The following is a 23,624-nucleotide window of genomic DNA, read 5'->3' as shown; positions in this document are numbered from 1 at the left end:
TACCTTGTATACTAAGTGCGTATTCAGCGCAATTTTTGTTCGTTTTTGCGGCATCAGGAAGGGCTAGAAGTAGCACATGGCATCATCAAGCTCATCTGAGACGGCTAAAAGCGCGGACGCGTCAGTTAAGTTTCGCGTTGCGCCGCCGGGGTGGCGGTGGCGTCCACTGTACTTGATTCCCTTCATCACCGATCTTATTTCGGTGCTATCGGTGGCTTATATGCCGGTGCTCATGGGGCGCATTATTGATCTGCATATCGCTGGGCAGGTTGATGAGGCGTGGTCACTGATGAAGTGGCTGGTACTGATTGTGCTTTACTTCTGCTTCAATGAGATCTTCACTTGGGGCACTACCTTCAAGGTGATCGCCGCTTTAGAGCGCGCCTGGCGATTGCACATTTCTGGATTAGCAGCGCAGGCTCCGGTCAAAGATACAGGAAACCTCATTGCTCTTTTGAATAAGGATTCACGCACTCTAGGGGCACTGTGGCACCCAGTCATAATGGCATCATCAGCAGTTGGCACCGCCATCATGTGTACCTATCAGCTGTGGATCATTAGCCCGCCGGTGGCAGTGATCGTGCTGGTGGGGCTGATTCTCACCGTCTTTGCGCTGACCCGTATTTCGAAGATTCTCGAAGCTCACTCTGAGGTTTTTCGCGAAAAAGTGGGCGTGAATACCTCTAAAGCCGGCGATATCGCCTCATCCATTCGCACTATCTTGGGGTTGGGCGCCCAAGAACGTATGATGAGGCGATATTCAGCGAGCGCACATGAGTTGCACGACTCTCAGCTTCGGCTAGAAAAGGTACAAACATGGTCGTATGCTGCGCGTAACTTTTTGGTCGGCACCGTGACCCTGCTTGCTATTGCTTTTGCCGTGCGCGGTAGCGCGCCAGCGGGCATCTGGATTACCGATATTCCTGCAGGTCAGCTTGTGACCGTAGCAGGCTTGATTAACATCATGACAGGCCCTATCTGGTCGGTTGAGATGCTGCTGTTTGCTTGGCGTCAGTCGCGCGTTGCCCTGCGCAGGGTCGATCAGCTCACCCACGATGTTGCGGACGCCCGTCGCGTAGTGCCAAGCACCCTGCCTGCCAGCGTTGAGGTTCCCACTGCCACCTCACCGGTTGTGTACATCAACCCCCGCGATTTTGGGATGACTGCCCAAGACTACGCTGAGGCGCTCACCCGCGCCCTGCGTACCCCATCAGAACAGAGGCAGGGGGAGCGCATCCTGCTCTCAGAACCCAACCCCATGATTTTCGCCGGAACCCTGGCTGAGCATCTGCAACTGGGAACCACCGGGTTAGAGACCCAAGGCATGATTGAGCTACTCAAACTCACCGACTCCGAAGAAATCGCCCACCGACTGGGTGGCACCAACCCGCAAGAATACTTGCAAGCGCGTATCAGCGCCGAGGGCGCTAATCTCTCAGGCGGTCAGCGTCAGCGACTTGCCCTTGCTCGCGCTCTCGCCCAGAACACGCAGATTCTGGTGCTCACCGAACCGCTCAACTCCGTGGACGAGCCCAGCCAAAAATTCATTCTCGACGAATTAGAGAAACGAACGGGCACAGCCTTTCCACTCACCCATCTGCGCACCGTGTACATTATCAGCACCACCATGGAGACCGAACGGCGCATCACCGGCTGTGCTTCTGACCACGCAACCGCCCGCGACTATAGCGACGCTATCACCAGCTCCATTCAAAAAATCGAACAGACCCCGCGCGCCTCAGTTCACGTTCGTAAGTAGGGGAGTCACACCATGTCACACTTACTGCCTGTTGCCCCCACCAAAATCACCTGGCGCATGCTCATGCGCAACGCCTTGAAAACACCCGGACAGTTTGTTGCCCTGCTGGTGCTCTTTGTGCTGAGCTCACTCACCGCCCTTGCTACTCCTGTCATCATCGGCAGGCTCATTGACGCGGCATCCCTCGGGTACCTCACCGGATTTCCCTGGGGCTTTATCGCAGCTATCGCGCTCGCTGTCGTTGCTGGTGCGCTACTTACCCGCGCCTGGAGTTTCCAAGGGCAGAAAATTGGTATTCGCCTTAACCGCGATCTCGGCATTGACATGGTGGGCTCAGCTCTGACCCTGGACGCGCAAACGGTCGAGGACGCGGGTGCTGGTGACTTGCTCTCACGCCTGACCGATGACGTTGATTCAATTCGCCAAACCCTGGCGCAAGGTTTGCCCGAGTTCATGTACATCACCGTCTACATGTTGCTCACCGCAGCCACTATCTTCGCGGTAAACCCCTACATTGGGCTGGTGACCGTGCCGATGTTCGTACTCATGGCAATTATGCTCTCGATTTTCCTTCCCAAAATCGGTAGGTTAACGCTCAACCGCACCGAAGCAATGTCGGCATTCACCGTGGTGGCAAATGAGAATATGCGCGGGGCGAGCACCATTCGTGAACTCGGGGTGGTGCAGGCACGTCAAGAGGTTCAAAGCGCCAGAACCGAGGACGTTTTCAGAATCTCCCGGCAAATGGTGGGGCTGCGCGCCACCTACTGGGCAATCGATGGTTTCAACGCCTACATGCCCCTACTGCTTTCGGTGGGGTGGGGTGCCTACTGCGTTGAACGTGGCTGGGCGAGCTGGGGCGATGCCGCCACCGCATCGATTATGCTCTTTGGTATGCGTGTGAACGCCGATATCTTCACGTACTGGCTCGATAAGCTCCGCGAAATGTCGGTCACGATGGGCAGGGTCTTTGGCGTTATCGACCTGGCGCAGCAGCAAAAGAGCCGCAGGTCTTTGGTTCATCAAGAATCAGTTGCTGATACTGTAGCCAGTGCTCGTGGGGAGAATAGTATCGTGAGCTGCCAGTCGGTGGTTTACGGCTACAATCCCGAAAAACCTGTCATCAGAGGTATTAATCTTGAGATTCAGCCCGGCGAAAGCCTCGCCCTGGTGGGGCGTTCAGGATCAGGCAAAACCACCCTGGCACGCCTTATCGCTGGTTCGTTGACCGCAGATTCAGGCACCATATCGGTTGCCGGCCACCTGGTGGGCAATGGTCTTTACCCCACAGACCACGGGGCGGACGCACGTCCGCGTCTACTCATCTGTACCCAAGAAGCCCACCTGTTTGCTGGCACCCTTGCAGATAATATGACCGTCGCAGCACCGGATGTCACCGCCGAGGAACAGATTGCCGCCTTGCACGCTGTGGGTGCCCACTGGGTTGATGAGGTGCCACAGGGGCTTGCAACTGAGGTTGGTGCTAACGGTTTTGAACTCACCCGCGACCAGGTACAGCAGCTTGCCCTGGCGCGTATTGTGGCGGCAAACCCGCACCTGGTCATTCTCGATGAATCCACCACCCAACTTGATCTGGCAGATGCGCGGGAGTCTTTGGCAGCAGTCATGCAGGGGCGGGCAGTCATCATTATTTCCCATGACGCGCGCATCGCCTCCCTCGCTGACCGTGCTGTTCTCCTTGAAAACGGTGAGCTCATTGCCGAAGGTAGCCCCGCTGAGATTTTTGCTAGGGCATAGTATCTGCTGCACTCTAGTTGCTGTGGAATCGGGCAGTTTTTAGCAGGAGGGAACTTTATCCACTCGGTGGGTCGTAGCTCACTTTCGATTAGACTATAAGTGAGCTGCGACAAAAACCTGCGTTGCAGAAAAAACTTGTAACAAGACCCAATGGAGGGTTACCCCGTGAGCACCCCTTTCCCCTCAGACCTTGAAATCGCCCAGGCTGCAACCCTGCATCCGATTACCGACATCGCTCAAGAAACAGGCATCGACTCCGAACGTCTTGAACCCTATGGTAAGTACGTTGCCAAGGTTGCACTCGATGAAACAACCACTGCCGCCAACGCGCGTGCCCGCGGTGCAAAGTACGTAGTGGTTACCGCGGTAACCCCCACCCCTCTGGGCGAAGGCAAGACAGCAACCTCCGTCTCGTTGGCACAAGGTATGGCTGCCACTGGACGTCGTGCCATGCTCACCCTGCGTCAGCCCTCGATGGGCCCCACTTTTGGTATCAAGGGCGGTGCAGCTGGCGGTGGGTACTCGCAGATTATCCCCATGGACAAACTCAATCTGCACCTGACCGGCGACTTTCACGCTGTCACGGCTGCCCATAACCTGCTGGCGGCAATGATTGATAATCACCTGCATCAGGGCAACGAGTTGGGGTTAGACCCGCGCTCTATTACCTGGCGACGGGTTATCGACATGAATGACCGTGCCCTGCGTAACGTGGTAATTGGGCTGGGCGAGCGCATGGACGGCGTGGTACGTGAGAGCGGTTTTGATATCACCTCGGCATCAGAAATCATGGTGATTCTCTCCCTTGCCACCAGCTTCGATGATTTGGTGCAGCGTCTGGCACGCGTCGTCGTTGGCTTTACCTATGAGGGGCAGCCGGTGACCGCCGCAGATTTGAAGGCAGACGGTGCCATGGCGGTGATTTTGCAGGACGCTATCAACCCCAACCTCATGCAGACACTTGAGAAGACCCCCGCCCTCATTCACGCCGGGCCCTTTGGCAATATTGCCACCGGCAACTCTTCGGTAGTAGCTGATTATGTGGGTCTGGAACATTCCGACTACGTGATTACCGAGGCGGGTTTTGGTGCAGATATGGGTGCTGAGCGTTTCTTCAACGTCAAGTGCAGGGTCTCCGGTCTTCAGCCTGATGCTGCGGTACTGGTTGTCACCGTTCGCGCTCTGAAGTCGCACTCTGGTCTGTACAAAATTGTTCCCGGTAAGCCCCTGCCCGAGGGTATGCTGACTGAAAGCCCTGAGGACGTACGCGCTGGCGCGTCCAACCTCATCAAACACATTGAGATTGTCCGTAGCTTCGGTGTTCAACCGGTGGTAGCTATCAATGCTTTCCCCACCGACTTTGCATCAGAGCACGAGGCGATTGCTGAGATTGCGCGTGAGGCGGGTGCCCGCGTTGCGGTACATCGCGGTGTGGCTGAGGGAGGTAAAGGCACTACCGAGTTGGCGGACGCAGTGGCTGAAGCATGCGATGATGCCAGCGAACTGGTCTACACTTACGCCGATGAAGATTCACTAGAGACCAAGATAGAGAAGGTCGCCATCGGCGTTTACGGCGCTGACGGTATCGAGGTAACGCCCACCGCCCGCAAACAGCTGGCGCTGTATGAAGAGCTAGGCTACGGGCAGCTTCCCGTGGTGATTGCTAAAACCCATCTCTCCATTTCGGCGGACGCTTCACTCAAGGGCGCCCCGACCGGCTGGACCCTGCCCGTGCGTGAGGTTCGCCTGGCAGCCGGCGCAGGTTACGTCTACGCTATCTGCGGCACCATGCGCACCATGCCCGGACTACCCAAGCACCCGGCGGCAGAGCGCATCGGCTTTGACGAGAACGGAACGATGGTGGGGCTCTTCTAGCAAGGCTCGGCGTCCATAAACTGGGCGTTGGCGTCCTTCCAGCCTCGTGTGTCTTTAAAGCAACGCGTGGGCGTTATGTCAACGCCCACGCGCAGAGTCTCTCCGTCAGAGGCTTTACCAGCCGCGTTCTTTCCATTCGTCCAAGTGCGGACGCTCGTTACCTACCGTGGTGGACTTGCCGTGACCGGGCAGAACAACGGCATCATCGGCGTGCTTGCCGAAAATTTCTCGCTCCACATCGCTAATGAGCGAGGTGAAGTCTTCGGGGGAATTGGTCTTGCCTACACCGCCAGGGAAGAGGGAATCGCCGGTGAAGAGGAACGCCGGGTGCTCGCCCTCAGCATCGGTCAGCGTGTACATGATGGAGCCGGGAGTGTGACCCACCAGGTTGGTTGCCTCCAGCGCGATGTCTCCGAAGTGAACAACCGTACTATCTACCGGCATGTCCACGTTGAAGCCCTCCTGCTCGGCAATTGCATCCATATCATCTTCGCCCGCGTAAGTGGTGGCATCAAAGAGACGCGCAGCAGCGGGCAGAGCGCGAATATGGTCCCAATGCCCGTGGGTAGTCAAAATAGCCACAACACCCACCGGCTCGCCCTCATCCGATACGTCCTGCGCCAGCGCGTCCGCCGCGAACTTCTCAATAGCGTCCACATCATCTGCCGCATCAATCAAAACCTGCAAACCGTCCTCTTTAGCGGTCAGCAGATAGACATTGTTCTCCATCTCAGAAACCGAAATGGAACGAATAGTGTAATGTTCACCGTTATAAATCATCTGTGAAGTGCTCATGCAACCACCGTACCGCGCATCACCACCGCCATGCCCCCTTTCACTGTGAGCGTGAAAATAAACCGCTCACCACTTGCGCTCTGCTGATAGAATATATGTTCGAAACCAATAGGCAATGAGAGGACGCGCCGCATGGCAAGCACCCACAAACCTAATGACCTCACCCGCATCGTGGTGCAGGGCGCTCGCGAGAATAATCTGAAGAACGTCAATCTTGAGATTCCGCGCGATGCGATGGTTGTTTTTACGGGCCTTTCGGGCTCGGGCAAATCCTCGCTTGCCTTTGACACTATCTTTGCTGAGGGGCAGCGCCGCTATGTGGAGTCGCTGTCTTCATACGCGCGCATGTTCTTGGGGCAGGTAGATAAGCCTGACGTTGATTTCATTGAGGGTCTGTCACCTGCCGTGTCTATCGACCAGAAATCTACCTCGAAGAACCCGCGCTCAACCGTAGGTACTATCACCGAGATTTACGACTACATGCGTCTGCTCTGGGCACGCGTGGGTCACCCCCACTGCCCCGAATGTGGCGAGCTGATTTCTAGCCAAACTCCGCAGCAAATCGTTGACCAAGTTATGGAACTGCCCGAGCGCACCCGCCTGCAGATTTTGGCACCCGTGGTGACCGCTCGAAAGGGTGAGTTTGTCGATCTCTTCAAAGAGCTGACCACCGCCGGTTACTCACGCGCCATCGTTGACGGTGAACAGATCCAACTTAACGATCCGCCCAAACTTGAAAAACAGTTCAAACACACCATTGAGGTAGTAATCGACCGTCTGGTGATTAAAGAGGGCATCACCCAGCGCCTCACCGATTCTGTAGAGACTGCTCTCAGCCTCGCCCACGGACGCGTCCTGGTCGACTTCGTAGACCGCGATGAGGACGCCGCAGACCGCCGTCAGAGCTTCAGCGAGAGCCTGGCCTGCCCCAATAATCACCCCATTCAGCTTGAAGAGATTGAGCCGCGTGCTTTCTCCTTCAACTCACCGTTCGGTGCCTGCAACCAGTGTGACGGTATCGGCTCGCGCCTAGAGGTCGACCAAGACCTACTGATTCCCAACACTGACCTGTCGCTGGCAGAGGGTGCCATCACTCCCTGGTCACAGGGCAAAGCAACCACAGAGTACTGGCTGCGCCTTCTAGCGGGTTTGGGAGAGGAGCTCGGCTTTGACTTGACCACCCCGTGGAAAGACCTGCCTAAGAAAGCTCAAAAAGCTATCCTCAACGGTAAAGACTACAAGGTCACCGTTGCTTATAAGAATCGTTTTGGTCGTGAGCGCCGCTACACCTCAGGTTTTGAGGGCGTGGTTGCCTACATCAAGCGTAAGCACGAAGAAACTGAATCTGACTGGGCTAAAGATAAGTACCAGCAGTACATGCGCGAAAGCGCCTGCCCCGCCTGTAACGGTGCGCGTCTTAACCCCGTGATTTTGGCGGTCAAGATTAACGGTAAATCTATTGCTGATGTTACCGAAATGCCCATGCGCGAAGCTCTGGAGTTTTTACGAACCGTAGAGCTGAGTGCCCGCGAGAAGAAGATCGCCGAGCAGGTACTGCGAGAGATTGATGCTCGTTTGCAGTTCTTGCTAGATGTGGGCTTAGACTATCTCAACCTAGCGCGTGCTGCCGGTACTCTTTCGGGTGGTGAAGCCCAGCGCATCCGTCTGGCAACCCAAATTGGTTCAGGCTTGGTGGGTGTGCTCTACGTCCTTGATGAGCCGTCCATCGGTCTTCATCAGCGCGATAACCGCCGCCTGATCGAAACTCTTACTAAGCTGCGCGATATGGGCAACACCCTCATCGTGGTAGAGCACGATGAAGACACCATGAAAGAAGCCGACTGGATTGTTGACGTGGGGCCCGGAGCAGGTGAGCACGGCGGCGAGGTAGTTCACTCCGGAACCTTCAAGGAGTTGCTAAAGAACGAACGCTCCATCACCGGTGACTACATGGCAGGTCGTCGTAGTATCGAGACCCCTGCTAGTCGTCGTCCCATTGATAAGAAGCGCCGCCTCACCGTGCGCGGTGCGCGCGAAAATAACCTGAAAAATGTGGACGTCACTTTCCCGCTTGGCGTGCTTACCGCAGTGACCGGTGTTTCGGGTTCGGGAAAATCGACCTTGGTTAATGACATTCTCTACACCGCTCTAGCCAATAAACTCAACGGTGCTAAGCAGGTGCCGGGTCGCCATAAGTCCATCGACGGTCTGGATCACCTGGATAAAATCATCCATGTTGATCAGTCACCTATCGGTCGCACCCCGCGTTCAAACCCGGCAACTTACACGGGCGTGTTTGATAACATCCGCAAGCTCTTTGCTGAGACCAACGATGCAAAGATGCGCGGTTACCAGCCTGGTCGTTTTTCTTTCAACGTTAAGGGCGGACGCTGCGAGGCGTGTGCCGGTGACGGTACCTTGAAGATTGAAATGAACTTCTTGCCCGATGTCTATGTGCCCTGCGAAACCTGCCACGGCAAGCGCTACAACCGCGAGACTCTGGAAGTAAAGTACAAGGGTAAGAGTATCTCTGATGTCTTGGAGATGCCCGTGGCTGAGGCTGCTGAGTTCTTTGCGGCGTTCACTCCTATCGCCCGTCATCTCAATACCTTGGTTGATGTGGGCTTGGGGTACATTCGTTTGGGTCAGCCTGCGACTACTCTGTCGGGCGGCGAGGCTCAGCGCGTCAAGCTCGCCTCTGAACTGCAGAAACGCTCCAACGGGCGTTCCATCTACGTACTTGATGAACCGACTACCGGTTTGCACTTTGAAGATATTCGCAAGCTACTGATGGTGATTCAGGGGTTGGTTGAAAAGGGTAACTCTGTTATCACGATTGAACATAACCTCGATGTCATTAAGAGTGCTGACTGGATTATCGATATGGGCCCCGAGGGTGGCTCTGGTGGCGGTACCGTCATCGCTGAGGGAACCCCCGAAGATGTTGCCTTGGTAGAGAGCTCACACACCGGTGCCTTCCTCAAAGAGATGTTAGAGGTCTAATCAATGACACGCGCTGTGTTGTGGGATCTTGACGGCACTATTCTTGACCCTGTTGGATCCATCACCGAAGGCATTGCCCATGCCCTGGTGGAGAACGGTTATAAGCGTCCTAGTGATGCTGATTTGGTACAGTTTGTGGGTCCGCCTATACACTACTCCCTGGAGCACTTTACGGAGGTTCCCCAAGAAAAGTTCGCTGACATCATTGCCACTTATCGAGGGCGTTACCTTCAAAGCGGTTTGGATTGCTCGCGTCTTTACCCAGGTATCCGCGAGGCACTTGATGCATTCAAGGACGCCGGTTACGTGCAGGCGGTAGCAACCCAGAAGCCTCTGCACGTAGCGCAAGAGGTCGTTCGTCGCTTTGATCTAGCTGAATACTTTGAAGTAATTGGGGGCAGCCGGGATGAGTTCAGCGGGCAGAACCTTCATATGCCCGCCGATAAAGCAGGTATCATCGCCTACGGATTAGAGAAGCTACGAAAAGAATATGGTGATATCACTGCTGTGATGGTGGGAGACCGGCTCTATGACGGCGAGGGCGCTTGTATCCACGGTATTGCCGCGGTGGGAGTTACGTGGGGCTATGGGGATGAGGTGGAGCTTAAAGAAAATTTTGAGCATATCGCTAGCACTTCGCATGAACTGGTAGCTACTGTTCGTGGACTGCTCCCAGGAACTTCAGAGAACAACAACTGAGATCAAGAGCTCGGCAGTGCAACGATATAGTCCCGTACCGACCAAATTTGCTCTAAAGTTAGTGCAGACAGATGCTCTTACCTGGGCACGATGCTAGGGGTACGGCAGAGCGAGCCCTGAACACCTCAAAGGAAGATTTGTGCAGTACTACAAGATGATTCAGAAAACCGTGAGCGGCCTTTCCCGCACTGTTTTTCGTGCCCGCATCACGGGTCTGGAGAACTTCCCCGCTGAGGGGCCCGTCATTGTGGCATCTAACCATTTGGCGTTTCTGGATTCTATCTTTATTTCGGCTCTCATGCCCCGACGCGTAGCTTTCTTGGCAAAGAGCGAGTATATCAATAGCCCAGGTTACAAGGGCAAAGCGATGAAAGCCATGTTCGAGGCAATTGACATCATTCCCGTCAACCGTTTGGACCGTAAAGAAGCTACCAAAGCCCTCGAAAAGGCTCTTGAGGTTTTGAATGAGGACCGCGTATTTGGCATCTACCCTGAAGGTACTCGTTCTCGTGATGGCTACTTGTATAAGGGCAAGATCGGTGTTGCTTGGCTGGCTCACATGACCGGAGCCCCGGTTGTTCCCATCGGTTTGATTGGTACCGACAAGCTGCAGAAGCCCGGTTCCAACAAAATTTACCCCCACCGTTTTACCGTTCGTGTGGGTAAACCTTTGTACTTTGAGAAGACGGGGGAGCGAATGACCGGTAAGCAGCGTAAAGAGACTACAGCAGCCATCATGGATGAGATTGCGGCGCTTTCGGGTCAAGCTCGTAAAGATGTTTATAACGTCTCACCCTCAGCTGAACGAGACGGCGGCGTAAGCTAAGTATTTGCCTTCGGGCAGTAAGAGCATCGGTGCAGGGGCGCGTCCGCCCGTACAGCCTGAGTCGTGCGTTCTGGTGCGGTTGATAGAAAACCCTGCGGGGTTAGTGGAGGAGAGAAGATTTTATGGCGAATCCCGAAGACTACCGCCCGGCAACGGGAGAGATTCCGACGCAACCGGGTGTGTATCGTTTTCGCGATGAGTTTGGGCGCATTATCTACGTGGGTAAAGCCAAAAACTTGCGCAACCGCCTGAACTCTTATTTTGCCCAGGTCAAGTCCCTCAGCCCTAAAACGTACGCTATGGTACACACTGCTGCTTCAGTGGAGTGGACGATTGTGGGCAGCGAGCTGGAATCTCTGCAGCTTGAGTACACCTGGATTAAGGAGTATAAGCCCCGCTTTAACATTGCTTTCCGCGATGATAAGTCTTACCCCTACCTAGCGATTACCCTCAAAGACCGCTACCCGCGGGCGATGGTGATGCGCGGTGAGAAGAAGAAAGGCGTGCGCTATTTCGGCCCCTACTCGCAGGCGTGGGCGATCCGTGAAACCCTAGATGCTTTGCTGAGGGTTTTCCCGGTGCGAACCTGCACCAACGGGGTCTTTAACCGGGCTGAACGTAGCGGTCGTCCTTGCCTTTTGGGGTATATCGATAAGTGTTCAGCGCCCTGCATTGAGAAGATTTCCCGTGAAGATCATCAGCAGCTGGCTCAAGACTTAGCGAAGTTTATGGCGGGTGGGGCTGAGAAGTTCATTGCTCAGCTCAAAGACGAAATGAAGAGTGCTGCCGCTGAGTTCGATTTTGAGAAAGCGGCGCGTCTTCGTGATGATATTGGAGCTCTTGAAAAGGCTTTTGAACGCAATGCGGTGGTGCTGGCTGATTCAGTGGACGCTGATGTTTTTGCCTATGACCAAGATGATTTAGAGGCCGCTGTTCAGGTTTTCTTTGTGCGCGGTGGTCGTATTCGCGGTCAGCGCGGCTGGATTGTTGAGAAGACTGAGGATTCTACGGACGCGGAGCTGATTGAGCAGCTGCTTCAACAGGTCTACGGTGAAGTAGCGGCGTCGGTCGCTGCCGGTAACACCGATGAGGAGCGTGCCCATCAGCAGCACGAGATTCCGCAGCAGATTTTGGTTCCTGCTCTGCCTGAAAACAAGGAGCAGTTGGAGCAGTGGCTGGGTGGTGTGCGCGGGGCGAAGGTCAGCATTTCTGTTCCTCAGCGCGGTGAAAAGGTTGAACTTATGCACACAGTGGCTGAGAACGCCAAGCATTCGCTAAGCCTGCACAAGACCCGCCGCGCTGGTGATTTGACTACTCGCAGCGCGTCCTTAGTCGAGTTGCAAGAAAGCCTTGAGCTGCCAGATCCACTGATGCGCATCGAGTGTTACGATATTTCGCACGTTCAGGGTACCCACGTGGTCGCGTCCATGGTGGTTTTCGAAGACGGGTTGCCGAAGAAGAGTGACTACCGCAAGTTCTCCATTACCGGTGATGCTGCGCGAGATGATACTGCCAGTATGTACGACGTCATTCATCGCCGTTTCAAGCGTTATCTTCAGGACGCGAGTGAGCGGCAGCAAGCGCCGCGGGCAAGTGGCGAGGTCAGCCTTGAATATGCCGATGCTAAAGAACCGGTAAAGTTTGCTTACCCGCCGAATCTGGTGGTGGTTGATGGTGGTCAGCCTCAGGTTTCTGCTGCTCAGGCAGCTCTGAGTGATCTGGGTATTACCGATATTTATGTGGTGGGTATCGCCAAGCGCCTTGAAGAGCTGTGGTTACTTGATGATGATTTTCCGGTGATTTTGCCTCGTACTTCACCGGCGTTGTATTTGGTGCAGCGTATTCGAGATGAAGCGCACCGTTTTGCGATTACTTTTCATCGGTCTAAGCGTGGCAAGGCGATGTTAGCTTCAAGCCTTGATGGAGTGAGCGGGTTGGGCCCTGCAAAGCGGGAGCAGCTGGTCAATCATTTTGGTTCTTACAAGCAGTTATCTCAGGCGAGTGAGGAGCAGCTGTTGGAAGTGAGCGGAATTGGTCCTTCGATGGCTGCTAAGATTTTGGCTCATTTTGCTCAGGAAACAGCGGAAGATGATTCTTCGGCAACGGCAGGCGGTAACGGGGATGCGAGTTCTCACCGTAAGGTATCGGCTCGTGACGTTAACTTAACAACGGGGGAAGTTCTCTAAACCCTGCTGCCGGTAGAGTGGTAGCCAGGTAAGATAAGAAGTGCCCAGATGTGGGTAGCGATAGTTCATGGTCGAGCTAAAAGAAACAGGTAAGTGGTATGGAAGCTGTTAAAGATCTCAAACCTCAAATTCTTGTCATCACCGGTATTTCGGGTTCCGGGCGCAGCACTGCGGCTAATACTCTCGAAGATGAGGGTTGGTACGTTGTTGATAATATGCCCCCGCAGATGCTCAAGCCGCTGGCGGAGGTGGTGGCTCACGCCCCGGAGGCTCTGCCGAAGTTGGCTTTGGGTATTGACGTACGTTCTATGCAGCTGGATGAGGATATCGCCGGTGCTATTGAGCGTCTGCGCACTGAGAATATTGACCTGACCCTGCTCTTTATGGATGCTTCAGACAAAGACATTATTGCTCGTTATGAGGCGCAGCGTCGTCCGCATCCTTTGCAGGGTGAAGGGCGCATTATGGACGGTATCACTAAAGAACGTGCGCTTTTTGAAGACTTGAAGATGAAGGCTGATACGGTCATCGACACGTCGGGTAAGAACGTGCATCAGCTAGCGCACACTATTCGTGAGATGTTCAACCATCAGGGACCTAAGTTGCTGAATCTGACCTTGACTAGTTTCGGGTTTAAATATGGTGCGCCGGTGGATGCAAACATGATGGTTGATATGCGCTTTATTCCTAACCCGCACTGGGTTCCGGAGTTGCGTGCGCAGACCGGTCAGGATGTTGCTGTGCGAGACTATGTGTTCAGTAATCCTGGTACTGAAGAGTTTGTATCGCGTTTTGTGGAGACTCTGCGCCCGGTGCTTGATGGCTACCGTCGTGAGGGTAAGCATTACGCCACTATTGCTATTGGGTGTACCGGCGGTAAGCACCGCAGTGTTGCGGTGACGGAGGAGCTCGCCAAGCGTCTGCGTACTCTGGGTACTATTAACGTGAATGTTCAGCATCGAGATATGGGTAGAGAATAATGTCCGTCTCGTCCCGGATTCCTCAGGCGCGTGAGGCTTTGGGGTCAGCGGAGAGCGGTGGCTTCATCAGTACTAAAGTTGTTGCCTTGGGTGGTGGGCACGGTTTGTTCGCGTCTTTGGCTGCGCTCAAACACGTCACCAATGATTTGACGGCTGTTGTGACTGTTGCTGATGATGGTGGTTCTTCAGGAGTTCTGCGTAACGAACTTGATGTGTTACCACCGGGGGATTTGCGTATGGCGCTCTCGGCACTGTGCGATGACTCTGAGTGGGGTCGCACATGGTCGCAGGTCATGCAGCATCGTTTTCACCATCAGAGCACTCCCGAGAATTTCAGCCTGGAGAATCATGCCCTGGGTAATCTTCTGATTGTGGCTTTGTGGGAGCTTTTGGGCGACCCCGTGGCTGGTCTTGATTGGGCAGGGGCGCTGTTGAATGCTCGTGGACGCGTGTTACCGATGTCCCGTCAACCCTTGGTGATTTCTGGGGTGGTTGCTCCCAACCATAATCCTCAGGGGCAGGTGACTGAGATTAGCGGGCAGGCACAGCTAGCGAAGTCCCGTTATGTACGCGATGTCAGATTGCACCCTGAGGGCGCTGAAGCATGTGAAGAGGCATTGGCTGCTATTGATGAGGCGGAGTGGATTATTCTGGGTCCCGGCTCGTGGATGACCTCGGTACTACCGCATCTCTTACTACCTGAGATCCGTAAAGCTATTAGTAATTCTGACGCTCGTAAGTGCCTGGTCATGAATTTAGAGCTCGATAGTGATGAGACCGGTGAGATGAGTGCTGAGGATCATCTTGCGGTGCTGAACCGTTATGCTCCTGAGATTCGCTTTGACGCAATCATCGCTGACCCTGCAGCTGTTCACGACCAGGTGGTATTTGATGAGGCAGCCGCCCGATGGGGTGCTACTGTGCAGTGGTCATCTGTTCATCAGGTCAATGCCGCCGGCGTTCACGATTCTCTCAAACTGGGTGCCGCTTACCGCGATTTATTTGCCGGGTGAAACCTAATTCACACCATAGCGGTAAAAGCAGATAAAATAGACCGGTATGCGTTGGCGCCTATATGCGCCTGCGTTACTCACGAACACCCGCACACATGAGTTGGAGGACGCCAGGTATGGCTCTTACCGCATCGGTAAAGGAAGAGTTAGCTCGTTACGACGCTACGAAATCTTCGGCACGCAGAGCTGAGGTTTCTACAATTTTGCGTTTTGTGAGCGGTCTCCACTTAGTTTCTGGGCGTATTGTCATTGAGGCTGAGGTTGATCTTGAGTCAACTGCTGTGCGTTTGCAACAGAACATTGTTGATCTTTATGGTCATGAGGCTGAGATTACGGCGGTGACCGGTGGCGGTTTGCGTCGAGGTGGTCGCTATATTGTGCGTGTGGATCACGGGGGCGAGTCGCTGGCTCGTCAGACTGGTTTGTTGGACGGACGCGGTCGCCCGGTGCGCGGTTTGCCACCTGCTGTTGTTAACGGTTCTGTTGAGGACGCTTCTGCTGTGATGCGTGGGGCATTTTTGGCGCACGGTTCTTTGACCGAGCCGGGGCGTTCGTCCGCCCTTGAATTTACCTGCCCCGGTCCTGAAGCTGCTTTGGCTCTGGTGGGCGCGGCACGCCGCTTGGAGGTTATGGCTAAGGCACGCGAGGTGCGCGGTGTTGATCGCGTCGTGGTGCGCGATGGTGAAACAATTAGTGTGCTGTTGGAACGCATGGGTGCTCATCACGCCCTTGAGAATTGGCGCGAGCGCCGCCAGCGCAAAGAGGTGCGGGCAACCGCCAACCGTTTGGCTAACTTCGATGACGCTAACCTGCGTCGTTCAGCGCAGGCGGCGGTGGCTGCCGGTGCCCGCGTGGAGCGCGCTCTTGAGATTTTGGGGGAGCAGGTGCCAGAACATCTGCGTTATGCGGGCGAGTTGCGCGCAGCCCACAAGCAGGCGTCCTTGGATGAACTGGGGCGTTTGGCTGATCCGCCTATGACGAAGGACGCGATCGCTGGGCGCATCCGCCGTCTGCTGGCGATGGCTGACAAGCGTGCGATGGAACTGGGTATTCCCGGTACTGAGGCGAGTGTAGGGCACCACCTCTAAGCAGAGAGGATTTGCTTTACCCGCTGATAGCTTTCAAAGAGGCTGACACTTTTTATCGGTGTCAGCCTCTTTGGTGTTTAAAAGCTGTAGCTCTAGGGTGAAAATGAGTAGGGGCGCCTGCCTGCTTGGCTCATGGGTCTTGTGGTTGAGGAGCACACAAGCCCACATGTCTACTTAGTTGCGAACAGGTGGGATTTCCCCGGCATTCTCCCTAAAGGAGGCGCTTTTAAGCTGAACTTTGGCTTAAAACCGTCTAAACCCACGCAAAAACGCACATGTTGTCCGGGTAAACACGGGTATAAACCTAAAAAAACCTCAAAAAACCACCCAAACTCACACTATCTAAGGTATAGTTAAAGGTGAACCGGACGGGTAAGCCTGCACTACGGGCTTGGTTCGGTAGACACCGAACCAGTTCGGCAGCGGGTTCTTCCACTTGGGAGTATCCCGTCCATATTATTCACTGATATATCGAGGAGTTAGATCCAGTGACTGTACGCGTAGCTATTAACGGTTTCGGCCGCATTGGTCGTTCATTCTTCCGCGCAGCTCAGGCTCACGCAGAAGGCTTTGAGATTGTTGCACTCAACGACCTCACCGACAACAAGACCCTTGCACACCTTTTGAAGTACGACTCAGTAATGGGCACTCTCGATTCAGAGGTTTCATTCGACGATGAGTCAATCACTGTAGATGGCAAGACCATCAAGGTTCTGGCTGAGCGCGACCCCGCTAACCTGCCTTGGAAGGAACTCGATATCGATATCGTTATCGAGTCAACCGGTTTCTTCACCGACGGTACCAAGGCTCAGGCTCACCGCGATGCAGGTGCGAAGAAGGTTATCATCTCAGCACCCGGTAAGAACATCGACGGCACCTTCGTTGTGGGTGTAAACGATGACAGCTACGATTCAGAGTCAATGCACATCGTTTCAAACGCATCATGCACCACCAACTGCTTGGCTCCCATGGCTAAGGTTCTCAACGATGCTTTCGGCATCGAAAAGGGTCTGATGACTACCATCCACGCATACACCTCAGACCAGCGTCTGCTCGATGCACCTCACTCAGACCTGCGCCGCGCACGTGCAGCAGCCCTGAACATGGTTCCCACCTCAACCGGTGCAGCAGCAGCAGTTGGCTTGGTTCTGCCCGAACTCAAGGGCAAGCTGGACGGCTTCGCTGTTCGCGTTCCCACCCCCACCGGTTCACTGACTGACCTCACCTTCGAGGCTTCACGCGAAGTAACCGTTGAAGAAGTCAACGAAGCAATGCAGAAGGCTGCTGAAGGCGACTTCAAGGGTCTGATTAAGTACTCAACCGACCCCATCGTGTCCAAGGACATCGAGGGTGAAGCTGTTTCAACCATCTTTGATGCACCTTTGACCAAGGTTATTGGCAACCAGGTTAAGGTTGTTGCATGGTACGACAACGAATTCGGTTACGTATCACGTCTGGTTCTGTTCACCAACAAGGTAGCAGCAGCCCTCTAAATTTTATTGCTTGATGCCCCCGCCCACCGGAAACTTTGGGTGGGGGCATTTTCATACCCCCTGTATTTTTCGTTTTATTTTTTGGAGTTATACACCATGGCACATTCACTTGATGAGCTTTTGGCAGAAGGCGTTGAAGGTCGCTACGTACTGGTACGCTCAGATCTCAACGTTCCCCTCGACGGCGAAACTGTCACCGACGACGGTCGCGTTAAAGCTTCACTGCCTGTTTTGACCAAGCTGGCTAAGGCTGGTGCGCGCGTCATCGTGACCGCTCACCTGGGTCGCCCCAAGGGTCAGGTTGATCCCAAGTACTCAATCGCCCCTGCTGCTGCCCGCCTGTCAGAACTGGCTGACTTCTCCGTTATCACCGCAACTGACCTTGTGGGCGAAGACGCTCAGGCTAAGGCTGAATCACTGCAGAACGGTGAAGTTCTCGTTGTAGAGAACGTTCGTTACGATGCACGCGAAACCTCAAAGGATGACGCTGAGCGCGGCGAGTTCGCTGATGAGCTGGTGGCGCTGACCGGTGAAAACGGTGCATACGTCAACGACGCTTTCGGCGCTGTTCACCGCAAGCACGCATCCGTTTACGATGTAGCGAAACGTCTGCCCTCATACCTGGGTGATTTGGTGAAGACCGAAGTTGATGTTCTGAAGAAGACCATCAATGACCCCGAGCGTCCTTTCGTTGTTGTGATGGGTGGCGCTAAGGTCTCAGACAAGCTAGCAGTTATCGACAACCTTATCGGTAAGGCTGACACCATCTTGGTCGGTGGCGGCATGGGTTACACCTTCGCCTACGCTAAGGGCTACGAGGTTGGCCAGTCACTGCTTGAAAAGGATCAGGTAGAGACCGTTAACCGTTACATGGCTGAAGCCCAGGAAAAGGGCACCGAGATCCTTATCGCCTCAGATATTGTTTGGGGCGACGACTTTTCAGCCGACGCTAACACCGAGATTCGCCCTATTGAAGATTTGACCGGTGGCGAGTTGGGCGAAAAGGCTGAAGGCCTTGACATCGGCCCTGCTACCCGCAAGACTTTCGATGCCAAGCTCAAAGAAGCAAAGACCATTTTCTGGAACGGCCCCATGGGCGTTTTCGAAATCGCTCCTTTTGCTGAAGGCACCCGCTCGGTTGCTCAGTCCATCAAGGAATCTGACGGTTTCTCCATCATCGGTGGCGGCGACTCAGCTGCGGCAGTACGTAAGCTCGGTTTTGAAGATTCAGACTTCGGTCATATCTCAACTGGTGGCGGCGCGTCCCTCGAATACATCGAAGGTAAAACCCTGCCCGGTATTGACGTACTCGGTGCCTAAGGTATGCGCTAGGGGCAGAGGACGGTTTCTTAAAAGCGAGACCTGCGCTCTTTCCCACTGTTTAGTATGCCAGCTTTTCTCCACCTGCTCCGCGGGGCGGAACGTCAAGCTGGCGTACTCCACTTATAAGATTTAGACGAAAGGTAAGTACAATGACCCGTACTCCGCTCATTGCAGGCAACTGGAAGATGAACATGGACCACGCAGAAGGCGTCTCACTTCTGCAGAAGCTGGCATGGACTCTCGATGACGCTAACTTCAACTACGACAATACTGAAATTGCAGTATTCCCTCCCTTCACCGACATTCGCTCAGTACAGACCCTCATTGAGGGCGACAAACTGAAGATTGTCTACGGTGCACAGGATCTTTCCGACCAGGATTCAGGCGCCTATACTGGCGATATCTCAGGTGCATTCCTGAACAAGCTCGGTGCTACCTACGTTCTGGTGGGTCACTCAGAGCGTCGCACCATTCACGGTGAATCAGACGCTACTTGCGCCGCAAAGGTTCAGGCAGCATACCGTCACAACCTGGTACCCGTACTCTGCGTTGGTGAAGGTCTTGAGATTCGCGAAGCCGGAACCCATGTTGACTTCACCCTGGAGCAGCTGCGCGGCTCCATTGAAGGTTTGACTGCTGAACAGGCTGAAACCCTCGTGATCGCCTACGAACCCGTCTGGGCTATCGGCACCGGCAAGGTTGCGACCAGCGGTGACGCCCAGGAACTGAGCGCAGCGATTCGCGCTGAAATCGAGCAGCTTTACTCAGCAGACGTTGCTGAGAAGGTACGTATTCTCTACGGCGGTTCAGTCAAGGCAGCTTCAGCTCCCGAGATTCTTGCTGAAAACGATGTAGACGGCGTTCTCGTGGGCGGCGCGTCCTTAGACGCTGAAGAGTTCGCTAACATCGCGCGCTTCGACTCCAAGTAAAAACTGCGCGGTAGTTTTTAGATTCCGTATACGGCAGCTGCTCATCCACGGTGGGCAGCTGCCGTTGGGTTTAAACACGCTCACAGCTGTCTGTTTGTCAGCTTGCAAGAAAAGCGTGTAACGTAGAGACGTACGCGGTAAAATACCGCATTTTAGTGTTATGAGGGGTTCTTCGTGGAGATTCTTAAGACCGTTTTGATGGTTATCATCGCGATTTCAAGTATTCTCACCATTTTGCTGGTGTTGCTTAACCGCGGTAAAGGCGGTGGTCTCTCAGATATGTTCGGTGGCGGCATGACCACCTCCTTGAACTCATCAGGTATGGCATCTAAGAACCTTGTCCGTTTGACCGTCACCGCAATTTTGGTGTGGGTCTTTGCGATTATTGCCTACGGTCTGGTGTTGCGTTTTGCGCCCGTCATGTAAAAGGCTTTTACAGGCTTCACTGCTCACTGCGGTGGAGCTTTTGTTTTTAAGAAAACACTGCGTATGAGCGCGGTGACTAGGTTGAGAAGAAAGGCGGGGCAGGTTTTTACCGGTGAGTAAAAACCTGCCCCGCCTTGGCGATTTGCGCGCCTAAACACTAGGCGGTGAGTGCGTCCTGCGTGATGAGAATCAGAGTTTCTTCAAGGGCACGGGCCCCGGCTGCGGGGGTTTCACGCAAAATCTGAGCGTCAGGGTCTGCGTCATCAGCTGCATCGATGAGACGAGCTGCCGCTTCTGCCTTGTCACTACCTGCGATGAGGAACCAAATCTTGCGGGAGTTGTTAATCAGGGGCAGAGTCAGTGAGACGCGGGTGGGCGGGGATTTGGGGGAGTTGCACACTGCAATTGCTTCAGTTTTCTCCACCAAAATTTCCTCGCGGTCAGGAAAGAGCGAAGCAATGTGACCGTCGGGACCCATACCCAGCAGAGTAAGGTCGAAGACCGGTGCGGACGCGCCGTCCTGGGCATACCGCGCCAGTTCTGCGGTGTAGGCGGTAGCAGCTTCATCAACATTCTCAAAAGCATCTGATGCACCCATGATGTGCAGGTTTTCAGCTGGAATCTCTACGGAGTCCAAGAAGGCATCTTTTGCCTGCTGTTCGTTGCGGTCTTCGTAACCAGTGGGGACGAAGCGCTCATCTGACCACCAGAAGTGAACTTTAGACCAGTCAATGGCTTGGGCACGCTTAGAGCCTTTGAGCACTGCCCAGATGGCGATACCCATCGAACCACCGGTCAGTGAAAGATGAGCCTGATCGCGAGACTTTAAAGCTTCTTCAATGACTGCAAGAATCTTTGCGCTACCCTGTTCGGTGAGCTGAGTTTTATCCTCGTGTTTGACAACCTGGGGCTTAGGCATCGTATTCCTCCGTGTACTCTGTGGTGTCTTCAATAATTTCAGCGACGTTGAGATCCACAACCATATTGACCTCCTGCAGGGCACAGGTGAGAATCTCACCGTACACCTGATCGGGGTCAAGACGTCGCAGTTCCTCTGCCAGGCACTCGGCAAGGGTGCGTACGTGCAGGGCAATTTGCTGGTCACGGGCACCCGGTGAGCTCAGAGTCGCCAGCTTAGTACCCGGACGGTAGATAGCTACCTCACCGTCTTCGTGTTCAAGGACAACCTTGTAGAGACCGCGATCTGCGCCCTTGGTGACAAGATGCACCTCGGCATCGAGTTTGTACCCCAGCCACGCCCCCAAGAGCACGACAGAAGGAGACTTTGAAGAACCCCAGACCGTCACCCGCGAGACGTTAGCGTTAGGCAGTTGATCGAAAATCGCTGCCAGCTGGATGCGCCACAGGGTTAGACGAATCCATGCCAGGTCGGTGTCGCCCTCTGCGTAGTTCTTGGCGAGCTGGGCCAGCACCATCATGGGATCCTGAGCACGTGCCGAATCTGTAATGCGACGCTGAGCGATTTTACCAATCGAATGCTCAGAAGCGTTTTCAGGAACAGAGTGGGGCCACCACGCAACAATGGGGGAGTCAGGTAGCAAAAGCGCCGAAATTAAAGATTCAGTAGCGTGTGCTGCCTTGCCCCAACCGTCCAAAATAATGACCTCAGCAGCACCAGCTTCACCGCCCACCGAAATCTTTGCGTCCAAGCGATCCTCTGCATCTTCTTCATGGGCGATGTGCACAATGATGCGTGAGGGGTGCTCATGGGATGCCTGCTGCGCTGCTGTAATTGCCTGCTTCGAGTGACCGTCATCAGCAAGAATCACCAGGGTCAACACACGAGATGAAGTGGTGTTACCGGACTGTTCGAGTACTTCACTCAGCTTTTTATTGATAGCAGATGCTGTGGTCTGCTGAAGCTCATAAATCACGGACGCCTCCAGGTGCGGTTGTCGCGCTCAAGCATGTCGTGGGCTGACGCCGGGCCCCATGAGCCGGGCTTGTAGCCTTGTGGCTTAATCTTGTTCTTTTCCCAGTATTCTTCGAAGGGGTCAAGAATCTTCCAAGAAAGCTCAACCTCTTCATGGCGGGGGAACAGGGGCGGCTCACCGAGCAGGACGTCAAGAATCAGACGTTCGTAAGCCTCGGGGGACTCTTCGGTGAAAGAATGACCGTAGCCAAAATCCATATTGACATCGCGGATTTCCATCTGGGTACCGGGCACCTTGGACGCAAAGCGCAGGGTCATACCTTCATGGGGCTGAACTCGAATCACAATGGCATTAGCACCGGCGCTATCATCTGAAGCATCAAAGAGCAGGTTCGGCATTTTCTTGAAAATCAGCGCGATCTCGGTGACGCGGCGTCCCAGACGTTTGCCCGCGCGCAGGTAGAAAGGAACACCAGCCCAACGGCGAGTTTCAATATTGACCTTGAGCGCAGCGAAAGTTTCAGTGCGGGAGTCAGAGGGAATATCATTTTCCTCAAAGAAACCTTTGACTTCTTCACCACCCTGGTAGCCTGCCTCGTACTGACCAATAGCATAAGCCTCTTCAAGGTTCTCGGGCAGGGTGATAGCTTCAAGAACCTTTTCTTTTTCGGTGCGCAGGTGATGGGCATCAAAGCTGATGGGCTCTTCCATAGCGGTCAGCGCCAACAACTGCAAGAGATGGTTCTGAATAACGTCGCGTGCAGCACCTACACCATCATAGTAGCCAGCACGGGTTCCGATACCAATATCTTCAGCCATCGTAATCTGCACATGATCCACATAGTGAGCGTTCCACAGGGGCTCAAACATCTGGTTTGCAAAACGCAGCGCCAAAATATTCTGAACCGTTTCTTTGCCGAGATAGTGATCAATGCGGAAAACCGAGTCAGCGGGGAACACCTTTTCGACAATGGAGTTCAGCTCGCGGGCGCTCTCTAAATCATGGCCAAAGGGCTTCTCAATCACTACGCGACGCCACCCCGCCGCGTCCTCAGACTCAGCCATGTCATGATCAGCTAGCTTCTGCAAAACCTGCTCAAAAGCCTTCGGCGGAATAGAGAGGTAAAAAGCGTGGTTACCGCGCGTACCGCGATTCTCATCAAGATCTGCCAGGGTCTTCTTCAGATTTTCGAAAGCCTTATCGTCATCAAAAGCACCCTGCACAAAACGGATGCCCTCTTGAAACTGGTTCCACACATCCTCACGGAAAGTCGTGCGCGCATGTGCCTCAACGGACTCTCGAACCTGCTTGCGAAAATCGTCATCACTCCACTCACGGCGGCCAAAGCCCACCAGACCGAAGCTCGGCGGCAACAAACCGCGGTTCACCAAGTCATAAACAGCCGGCAGTAGCTTTTTCTTCGCGAGGTCGCCGGTAACACCAAAGAACACGAGAGCCGAAGGCCCCGCGATCCTGGTCAAGCGACGGTCGCGGTCATCCCGCAAGGGGTTCTTCTCTGCACTGTGAGGCACAGTTTTTCCTTTACTAGCAATGGGTGAGGCACAACAGCAGGCAC

General features: G+C 54.4%; 18 protein-coding genes. 14 read left to right on the top strand and 4 right to left on the bottom strand.

Annotated elements, in window-relative coordinates; genetic code table 11:
* Positions 1–76: 76 nt before the first annotated feature.
* From JTP09_RS01070 to JTP09_RS01060, 3 genes are all read left to right on the top strand, one after another.
* On the top strand, positions 77–1,759 hold the full coding sequence (locus JTP09_RS01070) for an ABC transporter ATP-binding protein (RefSeq protein ID WP_204876102.1): 1,683 nt from the start codon (positions 77–79) through the stop codon (positions 1,757–1,759).
* 12 nt (positions 1,760–1,771) lie between these two features.
* Positions 1,772–3,517, top strand: a complete 1,746-nt coding sequence (locus JTP09_RS01065; RefSeq protein ID WP_204876101.1) for an ABC transporter ATP-binding protein — start codon at positions 1,772–1,774, stop codon at positions 3,515–3,517.
* Positions 3,518–3,682: 165 nt separating this feature from the next.
* Entirely contained in the window at positions 3,683–5,392 is a 1,710-nt protein-coding gene (locus JTP09_RS01060; RefSeq protein WP_240333882.1) for a formate--tetrahydrofolate ligase, read from the top strand.
* 114 nt (positions 5,393–5,506) lie between these two features.
* On the opposite strand, the gene JTP09_RS01055 is transcribed toward JTP09_RS01060, so the two are convergent.
* Positions 5,507–6,187, bottom strand: coding sequence for an MBL fold metallo-hydrolase (locus JTP09_RS01055; RefSeq protein WP_239478540.1), 681 nt, complete (start codon positions 6,185–6,187; stop codon positions 5,507–5,509).
* Positions 6,188–6,319: 132 nt separating this feature from the next.
* On the opposite strand from JTP09_RS01055, the gene uvrA reads away from it, so the two are divergent.
* From uvrA to secG, 11 genes are all read left to right on the top strand, one after another.
* Positions 6,320–9,190 carry an excinuclease ABC subunit UvrA gene (gene uvrA / locus JTP09_RS01050; protein WP_204876095.1) on the top strand — a complete coding sequence of 957 codons (2,871 nt, stop codon included), beginning with the start codon at positions 6,320–6,322 and terminating at the stop codon, positions 9,188–9,190.
* Between the two features lie 3 nt (positions 9,191–9,193).
* Positions 9,194–9,889 (top strand): HAD hydrolase-like protein, encoded by a 696-nt coding sequence (locus JTP09_RS01045; protein WP_204876092.1) that lies wholly within the window; start codon positions 9,194–9,196, stop codon positions 9,887–9,889.
* Positions 9,890–10,043: 154 nt separating this feature from the next.
* Positions 10,044–10,715, top strand: coding sequence for a 1-acyl-sn-glycerol-3-phosphate acyltransferase (locus tag JTP09_RS01040; protein ID WP_204876603.1), 672 nt, complete (start codon positions 10,044–10,046; stop codon positions 10,713–10,715).
* Positions 10,716–10,837: 122 nt separating this feature from the next.
* Positions 10,838–12,901, top strand: coding sequence for an excinuclease ABC subunit UvrC (gene uvrC / locus JTP09_RS01035; RefSeq protein WP_204876090.1), 2,064 nt, complete (start codon positions 10,838–10,840; stop codon positions 12,899–12,901).
* A gap of 98 nt (positions 12,902–12,999) precedes the next feature.
* Positions 13,000–13,881: an RNase adapter RapZ gene (gene rapZ / locus JTP09_RS01030; RefSeq protein WP_204876086.1), complete on the top strand. Its 882-nt coding sequence runs from the start codon at positions 13,000–13,002 to the stop codon at positions 13,879–13,881.
* Complete coding sequence (gene yvcK, locus JTP09_RS01025; protein ID WP_204876084.1) at positions 13,881–14,894, top strand: uridine diphosphate-N-acetylglucosamine-binding protein YvcK; 1,014 nt, start codon at positions 13,881–13,883, stop codon at positions 14,892–14,894. The genes rapZ and yvcK overlap by 1 nt, the downstream gene beginning before the upstream one ends.
* Positions 14,895–15,010: 116 nt before the next feature.
* The gene (gene whiA / locus JTP09_RS01020; RefSeq protein WP_204876081.1) at positions 15,011–15,982 is read left to right on the top strand and encodes a DNA-binding protein WhiA; all 972 of its coding nucleotides are present in this window, start codon (positions 15,011–15,013) and stop codon (positions 15,980–15,982) included.
* Positions 15,983–16,470: 488 nt separating this feature from the next.
* Positions 16,471–17,475, top strand: a complete 1,005-nt coding sequence (gene gap / locus JTP09_RS01015; RefSeq protein WP_204876069.1) for a type I glyceraldehyde-3-phosphate dehydrogenase — start codon at positions 16,471–16,473, stop codon at positions 17,473–17,475.
* Between the two features lie 96 nt (positions 17,476–17,571).
* Positions 17,572–18,795, top strand: coding sequence for a phosphoglycerate kinase (pgk, locus tag JTP09_RS01010; RefSeq protein ID WP_204876063.1), 1,224 nt, complete (start codon positions 17,572–17,574; stop codon positions 18,793–18,795).
* 152 nt (positions 18,796–18,947) lie between these two features.
* Positions 18,948–19,727 (top strand): triose-phosphate isomerase, encoded by a 780-nt coding sequence (tpiA, locus tag JTP09_RS01005; protein ID WP_204876061.1) that lies wholly within the window; start codon positions 18,948–18,950, stop codon positions 19,725–19,727.
* A gap of 174 nt (positions 19,728–19,901) precedes the next feature.
* Positions 19,902–20,153, top strand: a complete 252-nt coding sequence (gene secG / locus JTP09_RS01000) for a preprotein translocase subunit SecG (RefSeq protein ID WP_204876059.1) — start codon at positions 19,902–19,904, stop codon at positions 20,151–20,153.
* A 157-nt stretch (positions 20,154–20,310) separates the two neighbouring features.
* Here secG and pgl read toward each other — a convergent pair whose 3' ends face one another.
* From pgl to zwf, 3 genes are read right to left on the bottom strand one after another with little or no spacing between them, the layout of a single operon-like run.
* On the bottom strand, positions 20,311–21,072 hold the full coding sequence (gene pgl / locus JTP09_RS00995) for a 6-phosphogluconolactonase (protein WP_204876057.1): 762 nt from the start codon (positions 21,070–21,072) through the stop codon (positions 20,311–20,313).
* The gene (locus JTP09_RS00990; RefSeq protein ID WP_204876051.1) at positions 21,065–22,048 is read right to left on the bottom strand and encodes a glucose-6-phosphate dehydrogenase assembly protein OpcA; all 984 of its coding nucleotides are present in this window, start codon (positions 22,046–22,048) and stop codon (positions 21,065–21,067) included. Before JTP09_RS00990 ends, pgl begins: the two co-directional genes overlap by 8 nt.
* Positions 22,045–23,580, bottom strand: coding sequence for a glucose-6-phosphate dehydrogenase (gene zwf, locus JTP09_RS00985; RefSeq protein WP_240333880.1), 1,536 nt, complete (start codon positions 23,578–23,580; stop codon positions 22,045–22,047). Before zwf ends, JTP09_RS00990 begins: the two co-directional genes overlap by 4 nt.
* Positions 23,581–23,624 lie beyond the last annotated feature (44 nt).

It is taken from the genome of Rothia sp. ZJ1223 (assembly GCF_016900985.1).
Taxonomy (GTDB): Bacteria; Actinomycetota; Actinomycetes; order Actinomycetales; family Micrococcaceae; genus Rothia.
Note: the sequence above shows the minus strand (reverse complement) of the source record. Positions and strands in the feature narration are given on the sequence as shown.